12 protein-coding genes are annotated in these 15,483 nt (G+C 44.9%); 9 read left to right on the top strand and 3 right to left on the bottom strand.

Features of this window, described 5'->3' with window-relative positions; translation table 11 throughout:
* Positions 1–118 precede the first annotated feature (118 nt).
* The 4 genes from C9I89_RS04960 (at position 119) to hpf (ending at position 2,413) form a co-directional block, all read left to right on the top strand.
* Positions 119–739, top strand: a complete 621-nt coding sequence (locus C9I89_RS04960) for a hypothetical protein (protein WP_107282232.1) — start codon at positions 119–121, stop codon at positions 737–739.
* Positions 740–906: 167 nt separating this feature from the next.
* A complete protein-coding gene (locus tag C9I89_RS04955) occupies positions 907–1,308 on the top strand; it encodes an H-NS family histone-like protein (protein WP_107282231.1) in 402 nt (133 codons plus the stop codon).
* A gap of 281 nt (positions 1,309–1,589) precedes the next feature.
* A complete protein-coding gene (locus C9I89_RS22415) occupies positions 1,590–1,751 on the top strand; it encodes a hypothetical protein (protein ID WP_170107620.1) in 162 nt (53 codons plus the stop codon).
* A 317-nt stretch (positions 1,752–2,068) separates the two neighbouring features.
* On the top strand, positions 2,069–2,413 hold the full coding sequence (gene hpf / locus C9I89_RS04950) for a ribosome hibernation-promoting factor, HPF/YfiA family (protein WP_107282230.1): 345 nt from the start codon (positions 2,069–2,071) through the stop codon (positions 2,411–2,413).
* Positions 2,414–3,040: 627 nt separating this feature from the next.
* On the opposite strand, the gene C9I89_RS04945 is transcribed toward hpf, so the two are convergent.
* Positions 3,041–5,719 carry an alpha-amylase family glycosyl hydrolase gene (locus tag C9I89_RS04945; protein WP_170107619.1) on the bottom strand — a complete coding sequence of 893 codons (2,679 nt, stop codon included), beginning with the start codon at positions 5,717–5,719 and terminating at the stop codon, positions 3,041–3,043.
* A gap of 134 nt (positions 5,720–5,853) precedes the next feature.
* Entirely contained in the window at positions 5,854–7,224 is a 1,371-nt protein-coding gene (locus C9I89_RS04940; RefSeq protein WP_170107618.1) for a helix-turn-helix transcriptional regulator, read from the bottom strand.
* 861 nt (positions 7,225–8,085) lie between these two features.
* Between C9I89_RS04940 and C9I89_RS04935 the strand changes: the two genes are divergently transcribed.
* Both C9I89_RS04935 and dbpA read left to right on the top strand, forming a co-directional pair.
* A complete protein-coding gene (locus C9I89_RS04935; RefSeq protein WP_245905403.1) occupies positions 8,086–9,927 on the top strand; it encodes a tetratricopeptide repeat-containing diguanylate cyclase in 1,842 nt (613 codons plus the stop codon).
* Between the two features lie 77 nt (positions 9,928–10,004).
* Positions 10,005–11,393 carry an ATP-dependent RNA helicase DbpA gene (gene dbpA / locus C9I89_RS04930; RefSeq protein ID WP_107282226.1) on the top strand — a complete coding sequence of 463 codons (1,389 nt, stop codon included), beginning with the start codon at positions 10,005–10,007 and terminating at the stop codon, positions 11,391–11,393.
* A 116-nt stretch (positions 11,394–11,509) separates the two neighbouring features.
* Here the strand turns inward: dbpA and C9I89_RS04925 are convergent, their stop codons facing one another.
* On the bottom strand, positions 11,510–11,932 hold the full coding sequence (locus C9I89_RS04925; protein ID WP_107282225.1) for an Hsp20/alpha crystallin family protein: 423 nt from the start codon (positions 11,930–11,932) through the stop codon (positions 11,510–11,512).
* Positions 11,933–12,224: 292 nt separating this feature from the next.
* Between C9I89_RS04925 and C9I89_RS04920 the strand changes: the two genes are divergently transcribed.
* From C9I89_RS04920 to prpC, 3 genes are all read left to right on the top strand, one after another.
* The gene (locus C9I89_RS04920; RefSeq protein ID WP_107282224.1) at positions 12,225–12,944 is read left to right on the top strand and encodes a GntR family transcriptional regulator; all 720 of its coding nucleotides are present in this window, start codon (positions 12,225–12,227) and stop codon (positions 12,942–12,944) included.
* A gap of 20 nt (positions 12,945–12,964) precedes the next feature.
* Positions 12,965–13,834 carry a methylisocitrate lyase gene (gene prpB / locus C9I89_RS04915; RefSeq protein WP_107282223.1) on the top strand — a complete coding sequence of 290 codons (870 nt, stop codon included), beginning with the start codon at positions 12,965–12,967 and terminating at the stop codon, positions 13,832–13,834.
* A gap of 451 nt (positions 13,835–14,285) precedes the next feature.
* The gene (gene prpC / locus C9I89_RS04910) at positions 14,286–15,455 is read left to right on the top strand and encodes a bifunctional 2-methylcitrate synthase/citrate synthase (RefSeq protein WP_107282222.1); all 1,170 of its coding nucleotides are present in this window, start codon (positions 14,286–14,288) and stop codon (positions 15,453–15,455) included.
* Positions 15,456–15,483 lie beyond the last annotated feature (28 nt).

Below are 15,483 nucleotides of genomic sequence, written 5' to 3'. Positions count from 1 at the left end.
CTTACTACTCTTTGCCATCGGGATAAACTTCGTACGTCTATGTGATTAATGGATGGATTAGTTTGTTTGTCGAGAACAATGCTATCTTTATGGTAAACAAACACATAAGGACATGAAAATGGATTTTGATTGGATAGAGTGGTTTGGTTATCTGGCATCGTTAGTCGTTCTTGTTTCTCTGACAATGACGTCAATCATAAAGCTGAGGGTAATTAACTTAATTGGTTGTCTTTTGTTTGCTGGGTTTGCCTATTTAATTGACTCTTACCCGACGATGTTTATGAATCTGGGTATAGCCGGAATCAATGTTTACTTTTTATGGAAAATTTATTCGGCAGAGGAGCAGTTCAAACTGATTGTTGCATCGGTTAATTCTGAATATTTTGAGTATTTTATTTCGACAAATCAGGGCGAAATAGAACTGCAGGCATCTGTAGATGAACTTAGAGAAGCCAATACGGTGTTTTATATGCTGAGGAATAACAGCATAGCGGGTGTATTAGTTGGAAATAATAGTGAACAAGGTGTGTTGTCTGTTCTGTTGGACTATGTCACGCCGGAATACCGTGATTTTAAGTTGGCGCATTATTACTATGAGTCGCACCCTGATGAAATCAAACTCAGGGGAGTTAATACGCTCATGGCGAAACCGACGACGAAGGAACACAGAGAGTATTTGATCAAAGTGGGTTTTCAGGTTGTTGATGGAACAGAGGGTGTTTATCAGAAACAACTATAAGGGACGCCCTAAGTTCATTTAGGTGAGGGGAAGTAGATCTCGTTTCTTCTTCCCTCACACCAATGCCCCAAAAGCGTTACAAGTGTTTGTGTCATTAATAGTGTGAATAGTCCAATTTCCTAATTTAGTGTAAAGTACCCGCTTTATTTGCTATCAAAATTAAAATTATGATCGACGTTTTTAAGACACTATTAAACCTGCGTTCTCTGCGTGCAGCTGCACGAGAAGAATTTACGCTAGAGCAACTTCAAGAAGCCCTTGAGAAACTGCAAACTGTGGTTGCTGAGCGTGAAGAAGCTGAAGCAGAATCTCGTCAGGCAGAGAAAGAAAAAGAAGAAAAATTAAAGGCATACCGCGACATGCTGATCGCAGATGGTATCGACCCAGAAGAGTTGCTAGTAACTCTAGCCGACGCACCTAAAAAATCTAAGCGTGCACCTCGTCCAGCTAAGTATAAATTTACTGTTGATGGTGAAGAGCGTACCTGGACAGGCCAAGGTCGCATGCCTGCGCCTCTGAAGGAGGCTATCGAAAATGAAGGAAAATCGCTTGATGATTTTCTGATTTAATCGATGAAAAGCCCCGTTTCTTGGGGCTTTCACTTGAAGTCACACTTTGTTTAACGGATAGTTTCGTTATAACTTCACTGATTTGGTAAGTCTTTTCTGCCCCAAAGCAATTTTGCGCAACAAAACGGTGGGCGCCCTCGTTAGAGGTTTGCCCGACTTTTCCTTATGGCAAACCGCACACTGCCGATGCACGGTTTCTCCCAGTTCCGCGTAAAGAAAGGATCCTGCTACAGTTATAACTGTATAAAGTTATGTGAAAAATCGCTATGGAGGTGATAGTAATGGCTTATGTTCTTTTTGCAGTCACGATTATCAGCATGATGGTATGCCACTATATAGCGAAGAAACGTGGATTAAAACCAATGCACTGGGTGATTATTGCTGCAATTATAGGCCCCTTGGCAATTCCTCTTGCTTTGTTGGTAAAGTCAAAATCGAAGTAGCTCATGCCTGAAAGCGGTTTAGTTGAGTCGCTTTTGGATAATTAGCAATCCAGAGCTTACACTTTGTACCTCGGCGTTAGCTAATTTGCGGCTGACACGTATCTGCCCCCAAAATCATTTAGAGCAAGGCCTCACTTACGTTCTGTTCATTAAGGACTGACCCTGCATATTCTTTCGCAGTTGGGCGCATTCAAGGAGTAGAGGCAAGATTATTTGATAACACAGAACTCAATCACACATGTGCAAATCTATACTTGGTCAAAGTACACTGCGTTTGCTACGTTTAAATGACATCGTGATTGGAAAGGTATAATTATATGAAAGTAAACATTCAAACACATCACATATCAATTAATGACGACTCACGAAAAGAAATTGAAAGTAAATTTGAGAAAGTATCCGCTCACTTTCCACAACTGATCAGCAGCGACATCATCATCACAAAAGAACACGGACAGCACGAAGTGGAAATTTTTACCAACTATGAAGGTGTACGGGTTTCAGCAAAATCTACTAACAATGTAATGTATCCTGCCATTTCAGCAGCATTGAAAAAACTAGAGACAGGCCTACGTAACCGCAAAGGACAACTGAAAGCAGACCTTCACGCAAAGTCAACCAGCACGAAACCAGAGATTGCTTCAGATATTATTAAGAGGTGAAATTAGTTTAATCAAATTAAATTGACCAGATTCATGAAGCTAGCAACTTAATGCTGGCTTTTTTAAACAGAGCTTATTGATAGTTAAACGGTATTAGGGCGCTTTCATTTATATCAGAAATCTTCGCAAACCCTCACCAAACAAAAAAATTTTCAAGTTTGCCAGTACAAAGAACAAAGCTGTTGTTATGTGTGAAGGGAGTCTTGAATTCGATTGCTGTTTTCATCTTGAGTATGATCCTGATGTTGTGATCTATGAATCACAATCCAAAGGTTACTTGGGTATAGTACTAATGCTCGCTTATAGTTAGGCTGTTAAGGTGAATTTACTCTACTTGATCTAATACGATAAAAATCAATCATCGCATTTAGGTGAAAATATGGATACTTTCGGGCTCTTGTTCAGCACGTTACACTGTAACTGGCTTCTAGTTGGATAATTTATTTATATGAGCCTAGGTTGGTATTCTGGCGGGCAAGTTCATGCTATAGATGGGTAGTTGCCTGTTAATAAATACTCTTGTGATAAGTACGTCTTTTTCGTGGAGCATTGGCTGATAGTTTGTTAAGTCCTCTGCTGAGGCTGCAGAGGACTCGTACCTTAACGATTTACATCATGAGTAATTTTTTACTCACTTAAAGTGATGACGGGAAGCTCATCCCAAATCTTGGGTTCTGATGTATCGTTACCGGTGAAATTCCACGGTCCTTTTTTGGTTTCTAACGGCCGGTAGACTGCCGATAATCCGTCGATATCCCATGTTGTGACATAAATGCTGATACCGTCGAGTGAGTCAGGGCGGCCAAGTGCATCACTGGCAAAATCGAGATAGATTTCTCTGTTAACTTTATCGACAGTGACAACAGGGGCGGGTGATACGGTTTCTCCCCATGTCAGTGAGTCCGCACCCGTTGAACTGTAAATTGAGCTTTGCCAGCCAAATATTACGGCGTTTCGATTCCAGGTTCCAGACGGAATTTTTGCATTGAGCTTAGGCAGTGTAGTTAAGCCATGATCGCTTTCATTGGGTAAACCAAGGAAGACCGAAAAGCCGACATGGTCAAAACCGTTAGGTGGTAACCAGCTGTCGGTGACGTTATCCATGACCAATTTTAAGCGGACGTTACTGCCAACGGTATAAATCTCGGCTTGTTCTATCGAGAGCTGGTTATTGTCTTTATCAAAAGAGGGATCAGTGGGTAGAGAATAGGAACCGTATGGTCCGCCATTGCCATCTTGCGCATCGCCTGCATCATCAATAATTTTATTGGGTGTTTCAGCCCATGAAAGATTGGAAGTGAACGCAATATCTTTAGTGCCTGTTTTATCTTCTGGGTAGTAAATCGCAAAGCGGTGTTGTTGCTCTCCGATAGCAAAATGACGGATTGAAATTGTTGTTTTCCAATTTCCGTTAGCATCAACAGTTATGTCTTTTGCTACGGCTAAGTTACCATCGACGACCATTTTTAATATCACATTGGGTGTCGCTGTCCCCGTTATTTCGGTATCTTGGGTGATCACCGCGTTATCCCAATTCCCCTCTAATTCGACTTTTGTATTTGGGATGTCGATATTGCCCGTTTGGGATGTTTTGAAGTAAATCGCCGCAGATTTTGGGGCCAGTTCGATGCTGACTTCACCATGGCTATTTGTTGTCAGTGTTTCTGGTGCACCTTGCCAATTTGATTGAATTTGTCGCTCAAAAACCGTACCTGAATTTTGCTCTAGATCTAACTGGTTTAACAGCATAGGCGACGACGAGGTATTCATGATCACGAGTACTTCTTCATCATTTAAACGACGAGTGAAACTGAATATACCAGCTCCCGCTTTATCACTAGCGATGACTTTCAATTCGCCTCGTGTCAGCACTTGGTTTTCAGTACGAAGCTGAGCTAACGATTGAATAAAGCGGTACATCTTATTGTTTGAATCGAAAGAATCGACAAGCTGCCCGTCTGTACGATAGCCGCCGTTAAACATACTGTCGCGGCTATTGACGATTGCTTGCTCAGTGCCCTGGTAGATAACCGGAATGCCGGGTACCGTCATCATGGTGATCAAGGCTTGCTGCATATCTTCTGGGCTAGCCTGAGACAGGAAGCGAGGCATATCATGGTTATCGATAAAATTTGGCATGATGTAAGGGTTAGGGAACATTTCCATCATGCGTTCTAGGCGGAAGCGTAAATAATCCGTCGGCTGGCCTGATGCAAAAACACGGGTCATAGTGGTCTGCAACGGGAAGTTTAATACAGAGGTTAACTGTGCCGGAGAGCCATTCTCACCAATATAGGTGAGCATTTTTTCTTCGCCTTCTGTCTTGTACGGCGTTGAGGCTTCAAAGACTTCACCAAAGGTAAGGAAATTTTCACGGCCTGTTTCTTTTGCCTGTGATAGTACGCCGTCTTCGCTGTGGAAGAAATCGTTCCAGAAATCGTGTTCAACAAACTTTGCGGTATCTACTCGATACGCATCAATACCCACATCTTTAATCCATTTACGGTAGCTCGCCTTTAGGTATTTTCTAACCTCGGGATCTGAAGTGTTGAGGTCGTCCAAATCGGAGAGTTGCCATGTTTTTTCTTGTATCGGATTATTGTGATCGGTAATGCTTGGGGTCCAATGGTAGCTACCAGTACCGTCGTTTTTGCATTGTTCATGATTCAAGGGATACGGTAGGGATTGATTTGATGCCAATGCATTTTCAATGAGACGGAAACCGGTACAAGGGTTTGAAGCGTCATAATCGTACGGGTTATCGTAAGTGAAAAAGTTACCAACATGATTCGTCACAATGTCTTGGATGAGGAACATATTTCGGCTGTGTATTTCACGAGAAAGAGCTTGGTAGTCTTCGAGATCCCCGAAATGCTCATCCACTTTCTGGAAATCACGCGCCCAGTAGCCATGATACCCACCGTAATTCTGTTCTGAATCCCACCATTGGTTTGCTACAGGCGGAGTGATCCAGACAGATGTTGCCCCTAAATTTTGGATGTAGTTAAGTTGATCGGTAACGCCTTGTAGATCACCGCCGCTGAATTTCTTGTCCGATGTCGGATCGTATTCATTTTGCCCTTGGTCATTATTTTGGCTATTTCCATCGCTGAATCGATCGATCATGAGAAAGTAGATGATTTGGTCTTGCCAGTCCGGTGACGTTACCTGATTATCAATTGGCGCCACAATGTTGTGATCTTTTTCGATGGCCTTATTGTCTGAATTACAGCCTGTTAGGGCCAATGCGATCGATAAGGTTAAAAACTTTATTTTATTCATTGAATTAGGTGTTTTCTCTCTCACGTTAAAATCCCCTGCCTACAAAATTGCGTAAACAATAATGGAAGCTCAACGCGATGAGAGTGTCACTTCACGCCATTATAGTGGTTGTGGTGTGTCAGTGGGCGCAAGATTTGAGCCTGTTATCATTTTTCTGGTCATGAAAGTGGCGAAAGAAATAGATAATCGTGTTGGTAGTTATCACATCGCTGGTGTTCGCCTTGCTGAGAAATCAATTCAAAATGACATTTTTGAGGTCGTTCGGTTAGATACGTTGATAGAGACCACGATGAAAATTGATGGTTTTGGTTTGTTTTTGTCATTGCCCAACGGTTATTTTCTTGACCATCAATATGACAATGAATGATTTCAGTATCAGGCAGGCGGCATGCGAGCTCTATAACAACACGAACGCCTTCCATTTCGGGAACGACGACAAGGGTAGGGACGACAACAAGAGGATGGCCTAATAGAATAGGTTCGTTGACGACATAGTTGTGTTGAAGGTTATCATCGATGAATTGATTGCCGTCGACTTCGTAGCATAAGCGGAAGCGTAATGGCTTTGCGACGGGTAGGTTTGCTGTTGACCAAAGCTCAATACCATCAGTCAGAAAGTAATTGAAAAAGGCAGGATAGCGACGCCATACACCGTCTCTGTCTTCACACTCAACCGCCACTTTTTTTTCAAACGCAATATTATCGACTTCAATCCAGACTTGCCCAGTTTGACCTTGTTTGCCGGTGCTCGATTCAATAACGGCAGTGGCGTAGTGCAGCCTGATCGGGTTTTCTTGTTGAACGGCTCGATTGGCACGGCATTGCTCACGGTACATTTGAGGGGAGAATGGATACCACTTTCGGAATGCGCGGTGGAAGTTTGAAGGCTCATCATAACCTAGCTGGTTAGCGATATTAGAGACGTTGAGTTGTGTATCGGCAAGCAGACGCAGCGCGGTGGTTTTTTTTTCATCATCAACAAGTGTGGTGAAGTTTATTTGTTTTTCTTGTAGGCGTCGTTGCAGTGTTCTGGGTGAGAGGCCTAGATGAACAGCTAAGTCGGATAAACGTAAAGGCGAGCTGATGTCGTCATGGATATGTTTTTTTAATCGACAGATCAGATCTTCTTTTTCAATATGGACGTGCTGCAGCAGTAAAAAAAACTGCTTGGCGAGAGAAAACAACTTAGGATCGGGAGTTGCGGTAACCTGGATTTCTTGATGGTCAAAATGCAGTTTTAGCCACTCACCGTATTCGTTACGAATTAGAGGATAGCGTTGGTTAGGTGTTTGAAGCCAGGTATGTGTCAAGTGAGTAAATGACGAAATATGTTCAAGCAAATCTTGAGTAAGGTAGTGCACCCACAAAGGTAATTCAGTATTCGTTCGTGATTTAAATTGCAGCGATAAGCAATCATAGCGAGATGTTGGCTCAACATAGATTGAGCGATCGAACAATGACACAGATTTGCTCCACCAGAGTAATCCATCTTTGATCGTTGGTGCTGTTAACAGCAATAGGTGCTGCAAAGAAAGTAATTCCTTGATGTGCCAATGGTCATGGCCAATCCGAAAATAGGAACTGCCTATTGCTTGAGAAAGTATTGCTGTGAAAGGTTGTTTGGGGGGCACGTTTCTTCCTTGTCAGGATAACCTTCGCGTATTGTAGCGGAACCGTTGCTATGAAGCATGGCTTTGTTGTAACACGTAAAGCTACGTGGCCTTTTGATACGGTTAGGCAACTCGGTCGCTATTGGGCATCCCGAGGTGATTAAAGCGATTTAAAACAGAACGACTGAGTATCATTTCCTTTGACTGATATAGCACGAGATTGCTAGGCAGAGGGTGTCTCTATCATTTGTTAGGCTAGAATTTCCAGAGACAATTAGCTTTGCAATATTTTCCTAATGACAAAGGAGACAAATAGGTAAACCACTCTAAAAAGTTTTGGCCCAAAGTGTGTTTGCTCCCTATTGTTGTTTTTATGAAAGTTTCTTACTGGCCGCTTGATGCTAGTTTGGTGTGTTAGCAAAAAGGACACCTTATGGTTTTGCTTTGGGGCACTTTATGGTTTCAGCGACATGTGTCTCACCTGCCTGTCAGGCAGGCGCTGGAAACAATAAAGTACAGTGTCTAATTAACTATTCTTATAGGGTATGGTTGACTCTCTGGTGATGGAGCATGAAGATAGCTTTTTGATTCTTGCTTACTATTCACTCTATGCCTGAACTCCATGCAATAAAAAAACTACTTTTGTGCGCAGTCATTATTGTAAGTTCTTTGATGTCGTTTTGTTTGATATCCGCTCAAGCCAATTCGGCATCCTCTTTTGATTCTGAGTTTTTGACCAGTAAGGCCGCTCCGCAGGATTGGGGTTTACTGGAAATTTACATGCAGGCTGATACCCAGCCGGATGAAGCCCGCAAGAGGCTGAAACTGCTGCCACTGGAACAAATCCAGCGGGACGAAGGTTTCCGCTTGGCACTTTACTACCTTATATTGTTTAAGTTAGAGAATGCGCTGGGGACACATGAAGTTTCTGCCGAACAATATATCGATGATCTTAAAGCTCTGGGTGAACGTCAGGGCCAGGACTGGATGGTTGGTGAAGCCTTGCTTGAGTCTGTTATTAATTTAATAAAGCAAAGTAAGTTTGATGAAGGGCTGCAAGTTGTCGATCAGGTCATTGAGATTGCGAAGGCGTCGGACTATTCGCATCTGTTGGCCCGCGCCCTTAAGTGGCGAGCCAACATTTACGTCGAACGGTCTCAATATAGCATGGCGATGGATGACTATCGTTCAGCATTGAAAACCTTCAGCGAGCAATCTGATGATATTGAGTCTTCTAAGGTGCTTTCAAATATATCGACGGTCTATTTTCGCCTACAAGAGTGGAACAGCGCTAAGAAATATAATCAAAGAGCGTTTCGCCTGATTGAGGGGGATGGATGTAATAACCCCAACCTCAAAGCCATGCTGCATGTTAACGCCGGTATTATTGCCCGGCACTTTGATCAACCGGAGCAGGAAGCCGAGCATATCAGAGTGGCGGTGGAACTGTTTGAGCTGACGGGTGCCAAGTTTTCGCAACTGGCGGCTCTGAACAATCTCATCACAATGCAGCTTAAGGACAATGAGATTGAAGCGGCATTGGCTAACTCTTTTCGCTGCCTGGAACTGGCAACCGAAATATCGGACAGATCAGGGGTGGCCCATTGCAATGAGTCTCTGGCAGAAGTTTATCTGACGCGGGGAGAGTTACAAAAAGCCGCCGAGATTGCGTTGCAGGCGCTTGAGATATATAACCAGCTGCAAGATGAGAAGAACTATATGGAGACCAGTGAGCTGATCGCTGATATCTATGAAGCGGCTGGCGATTATCAACGTGCTTTGCAGTATTACAGGCAGTATGCGACAGAAGGAAAGGAATATCTGTTCGATGAGCGACGCAAAGAGCTGTTTGCACTGCAGGAAAGCTATGAAGCAGAAGCGAGAGATCATGAGATAGCCTTGTTGAAATCGGAAAATGAATTAAATACAGCCCGGTTAGCCGAGCAGCAAGCGCGCGAGAAGCTATGGATCCTTGCGGCTGCTTTTTCTGTTCTGTTGCTTTATGTTTTTTATCGGCGCTATAGCAATATCAGCCAGGATAACACCCAACTGCAGCAGTCGAATGCAACCTTAGCGACCCAGTCGCTACAGGATCCACTGACGGGCTTGCACAACCGCCGATATCTGGAGCAGTGGCTGGAGTCTGCGGGCAATGATAGCCGGTCATCGCCCTACCATTATTTGTTAGTGGAGTTGGACTTGGATCATTTTAAGCAGGTGAATGATCGCTGGGGTCATGATGCGGGCGATCAGGTCCTTGTCGATGTTGCCAGCCGACTGAAAGTAGGGGCACGCAGCAATGATCACGTGGTTCGCTGGGGCGGCGAGGAATTTGTCTTGGTGCTGGCACTCAAGCCTGATACAGACGCTGAGCTCATATTAAACCGCCTGCGTGAGTCTATTGCTACAGTGCCTGTTAAGACCCGCGGAGGAGATCTGGAGGTGACGGTTTCGATAGGGGCCGTCGGCGCAATAACCATTGACGTCATGGTCAATGAATGGGAAGAGTTACTGAATAAGGCTGATAAGGCACTCTATGCTGCCAAATCGTCAGGCCGGAATTGCGTGAAGCTAGTCAGCGCAGAATCCCGTCAAGGTAAAAACATCACATCCATTGTTTAGCGCGGCATAAACTGGTAGTGTCGCAGCCCTTGTAAACTGTATTTTCGCGTTCAGCAAAGACTAATAGGACAATCACCTTGAGCCAAACTGCTTTTTCAACTCTTAACCTGCATTCTGATTTGCTTAAAAATATCTCTTCCCTTGGTTACGAGTCGATGACTCCGATCCAGGCGCAGAGCCTGCCGCACATCCTTGCGGGCAAAGATGTTATCGCCCAGGGTAAAACGGGCTCCGGTAAAACAGCAGCCTTCGGTCTTGGCCTGTTAGAAAAACTGAATGTTAAGCGTTTCCGTGTTCAATCACTGGTGCTGTGCCCTACTCGTGAACTGGCTGATCAGGTAGCAAAAGAGATCCGCAGACTGGCACGAACCATTCATAACATCAAAGTACTGACCTTATGTGGTGGCATGCCATTCGGCCCGCAGATTGGCTCGCTTGAACATGGAGCACATATTATTGTCGGCACGCCTGGTCGTATTGAAGAGCACGTTCGTAAAGGAACGTTGAACTTAGACGATCTTGAAATGCTGATATTGGATGAAGCTGACCGCATGCTTGAAATGGGCTTTCAGGACGCATTGGATGCGATCATTGATGCTGCGCCGAAACAGCGCCAGACTTTACTTTTCAGTGCGACATACCCCGATCAAATTAAGTCGATTGCTGATCGGATTATGTTTAAGCCAGTAATGGCGAAAGTTGAATCGACCCACGACGACAGCAGTATTCAGCAGCATTTCTACAAGGTTGATGGTAACGAACAACGCCTGACCGCTCTGCGCCTGTTGCTGCTGCAACACCGTCCGGAATCAGCGGTAGTATTTTGTAATACTAAGCGTGAAGCTCAGGAAGTGTCTGATGATTTGGTCGATTATGGTTTTAGCTCCATCGCCTTACATGGTGATTTAGAGCAGCGAGAACGTGACCAGACGCTAGTACGTTTTGCTAACAAAAGTGCATCAGTGCTTGTTGCCACCGATGTGGCCGCTCGTGGTCTGGATATCGACTCGCTTGATGCAGTTATCAACTACCACCTTGCTCGTGATACTGAAGTGCATGTCCACCGTATTGGCCGTACTGGCCGTGCTGGCAGCAAAGGTGTTGCGTGCTCTCTGTTCAGCGATAAAGAACATTATAAAGTCGCTTTGCTGGAAGATTATTTAGATAAGTCTATCGAAGGTGAAGCGCTGCCTCCGATGAGTCTGCTTGAGCAACCGACATTCCGTCCTGCGATGACTACCCTTCAGATTGATGGCGGTAAAAGACAGAAAGTTCGCCCGGGTGACATTTTAGGTGCGCTAACGGGTGATAGCGGTATTGCCGGGGCAGAGGTTGGTAAAATCCAGATCTTCGATAACTTTGCCTATGTTGCAGTTAAGAGTGAATCAGTACGCGCTGCGCTGAAGAAGCTGGAAAACGGTAAACTGAAGGGACGTTCGTTCCGAGTTCGCCAGATCCGCGGTTAATTCCGCTGCTATACCCAAGAAAAGCCCGCTAAGACTATGCGGGCTTTTTGCTTTCAGAAAAAAGGCTGATGGAATTATCAGCCATTGTCCCATGTTTTCATTAACTCAATTTATACTTATTTCACTTCGATTTTGGTTGCTTGAGATTGGCTTGGTTGAACTTTGGGTACCAGAACTTTTAGTAAGCCATTATGAAATTCAGCATGAATATGATCTTGTTGAATATTCTGGCCCAGATAGAAACTGCGCATAAATTTACCGGTGCAACGTTCTTGGCGAATAACTTTCCCATGCTTCTTCTCTTCACTTTCTTTTAGCGTGGTGGCTTCTATCACCAGAGAACCTTCATTCACCTGCAAAGAGATATCTTTTTTATTCACTCCTGGTAGTTCTGCTGTTATTTCATAGGCTTTTTCTTTTTCAACAATATCGACTCGTGGTGTCATCATCTCGGTATCAAATTTTGGCCTCAGCATTGGGAATGCATTGTCAAAAATCTGAGGGAAATCAAACCAGGAGTCACGAGGAACTAAACTCATACTTGCCTCCAATCCGACGTAGTAGTTAACGCATTTAAAGTCTAGTCTATGATTGTTAATCAAAGACGATAAATAACCATAAGTTGATTAAGGTCAAGATCCTTTAAGGAATAGATTTTTCAGCACAAAATGTAATAAATGAATTGGTTTATTTTGTTTTTGACTTTAGCTCAAACCTTATTCTGTTAATTAAAGAGACCAGTACGCAGTTTATATTGTCAACAGTTTCTTGAAATATGTCAGTTTTAAGTCTAAATTTTGTTCATTGTTCAAGTGATTGTTGACAATCTGAATGAGAAAACACGATGTAACCTTGAAGCCCGTCGATACGTTGGATGGGAATACGACAACCAAAGAACTGACAAAATCTGAGGATCTGACCGATCGCCTAATTGAATCTGTTGTCAGTGGTGAGTATCCGGCGGGCAGCAAAATTTCAGAGCCTGAATTAGCGCGCTGTTTTGGTGTCAGCCGTGGACCATTGCGTGAAGCCATGATGCGGGTGGAATCACTGGGTCTGGTTGAGCGGGTTCCCCATGTCGGTGCCAGAGTGGTCGAGTTGAGTCAGCACAAGCTAACTGAAATCTATGCGGTGCGCGAAGCGCTGGAAGGTATGGCCGCACGTTTAGCCTGTATCAATATTACTGACGATGAAATTGATGCATTGCAGGATCTGTTAGAACAGCATCAGCGTCATATCGAACAAGTTGACGGCGCCTCTTATTTCCACCAGCAAGGTGATTTTGATTTCCATTATCGAATTATCAAAGCGAGTCGAAACACCAAACTGATTGGCCTGTTATGTGACGAGTTATATCACCTGCTTCGCATGTACCGGTTTCAGTCACCGCGACAGCATTCTCGTCCGACTAAAGCACTGAGCGAACATCGCCATATTCTTGCGGCAATACGCGAACGCGACGGCGAGTTGGCAGAAATGCTGATGCGCCGACATATCATGCGCAGCCGCCAACTGATTGAGCGACAGTTAACGGCAGACGAGTTAATTTAAGATGACAAGGAGACAGTATCATGAGCCCAGGGAAACGCTTCCGTAATGCGGTTGCACATAATCACCCGTTACAAGTCGTAGGCACAGTTAATCCCTATTGCGCGATGATGGCTGAGCTGGTCGGGCACCAGGCAATTTACCTGTCGGGCGGCGGTATTGCCAATGCCTCCTATGGCCTGCCGGATCTCGGTATCACTACCCTGAATGATGTGCTGGAAGATGTCCGCCGTATCACTGCCGCGACCCACTTGCCGCTCCTGGTCGATATCGACACCGGTTTCGGCGGCGCGTTGAATATCGCGCGTACCATAAAGGAGATGGAACGTGCCGGTGCGGCCGCGATCCATATGGAAGATCAGGTAGCGCAGAAGCGGTGTGGTCACCGTCCGAATAAAGCCATCGTCAGCCAGGAAGAAATGGTCGACCGTATCAAAGCCGCGGTTGATGCCCGCACCAATGATGACTTCGTTATCATGGCGCGTACCGATGCGCTGGCAGTGGAAGGAATGGGGGCCGCGATTGAGCGTGCCATTGCCTGTGTCGAAGCGGGTGCCGACATGATTTTCCCTGAGGCAATTAACACCCTCGAACAGTATCAGCAGTTTTCCGATGCGGTGAAGGTGCCGATTCTGGCAAACATTACCGAATTTGGTCAGACTCCGTTGTTCTCTGGCGACGAACTGGCTGAATGTGGCGTTGACATGGTGCTGTATCCGTTATCGGCGTTCCGTGCCATGAATCAGGCGGCACTGAATGTGTACCAACATTTAATTAAAGATGGTCATCAGCGCAATGTGGTTGATCAGATGCAAACCCGTGAACAGCTTTATCATTATCTTGGTTATCACGATTATGAGCAGAAGCTTGATAAGTTGTTTCGCGGGAAATAACTAAATTCAACGAGTTATTTAAATGGGCGAAATTAATAGAATAAGAGCTTATTTAAATAGAACTGGCCTGAATAGAAAAATAGTTAATAAAATACCCGTTAAAGCGGGAAGATAGAAAATAATAATTAAATCCAACTAGTACTTCATCACAGAAGTTTTGACGAGTTCAGTCACCACCTTCGTCATTCCGTAAAGTGAGGCACGAACTTATACGGAATATAAGGAGCACGCGGTTAGAGCTGGATCCCGGATATCTCGTACCTCGATTCCGAGATGACATGTTTAGGTGTTTCAATTATTCATAATTCATGTGAAAGAGTACTAGTTTGTAGCTGTTCAGCACGAAGCTATTGCGGCTATTTGCATCTGTGATTTAGCAAAGAAAGAGATAGTAACGTGATGAGCGTTATAACCAAATCCAATAACGTGAAACAACTAAAAGGAGTCTGCTATGTCTGCAATAGCCGTAGCTGATAGTCAAAAGGAAAAGGCAATCACCAATGATGCCGGATTACGCGGTCAAAGCGCGGGTTCAACGTCGTTATGTACCGTAGGTAAAACGGGCACGGGATTAACCTATCGCGGTTATGATATTACGGATTTAGCGCACTATGCTGAATTCGAAGAAGTCGCGTATCTACTGTTGAAAGGCAAACTGCCGACGCAAAGTGAATTAGATAATTATAAGCGGGCATTGAAAAGTAATCGTGGCTTACCGTCGGCCTTGTGTCAGGTATTAGAAGCTATTCCGGCGGATGCTCATCCAATGGACGTCATGCGAACCGGTTGCTCTATGCTGGGTAATCTCGATCAGGAAATGGACTTCGCTGAGCAGGGTGAAAAGACCGATAACCTGTTGGCGATGCTGCCAGCGATCATCTGTTACTGGTATCGATACAGCCATCATGGGGTACGCATCGATACCGCAAGCAGTGATCAGGACACCATTGGCGGGTATTTTCTCGAAATGCTGACGGACAAAGCACCCTCCGAGCTGCATAAGCAAGCCATGCACTGTTCACTCGTGCTGTATGCCGAGCATGAGTTTAATGCCTCGACGTTTACAGCAAGGGTATGTGCCTCGACTTTATCGGACATACACTCCTGTATTACCGCTGCCATCGGGAGCTTACGTGGCCCGTTACATGGCGGCGCGAACGAAGCTGCGATGGCAATGATTGAACAGTGGCAAAGTGCAGACGAGGCTGAAGCCGGGATCATGCAGATGCTGGCCAACAAAGCCAAAATCATGGGCTTTGGCCATGCCATCTATCGTCAATCCGATCCGCGTAATGCGCTGATTAAAGAGTGGTCTCGCAAGTTGGCGCAAGATGTAGGTGATACGCATCTGTTCGCGGTCTCTGAACGTGTCGAACAGGTGATGAAGCGAGAGAAAGGCTTGTTTGCGAATGCGGATTTTTTTCATGCCTCGGCTTATCACTTTATGGGGATCCCAACCAAATTATTTACCCCCATTTTTGTCATGAGTCGCGTAACCGGCTGGGCTGCCCATGTGTTTGAGCAACGAGCGAATAATCGCATTATTCGTCCGAGCGCTGATTATGAAGGGCCTGATCATCAAGACTGGCTGCCGATAGATCAGCGCACCTCTGCCAAATAGCGTGCCTTTTCTGAACAGGCGCATAGCC

The organism is Photobacterium lipolyticum, from assembly GCF_003026475.1.
Taxonomy (GTDB): domain Bacteria; phylum Pseudomonadota; class Gammaproteobacteria; order Enterobacterales; family Vibrionaceae; genus Photobacterium; species Photobacterium lipolyticum.
The sequence above is the reverse complement of the archived record's forward strand: the minus strand, read 5'-3'. Positions and strand labels throughout refer to the sequence as shown.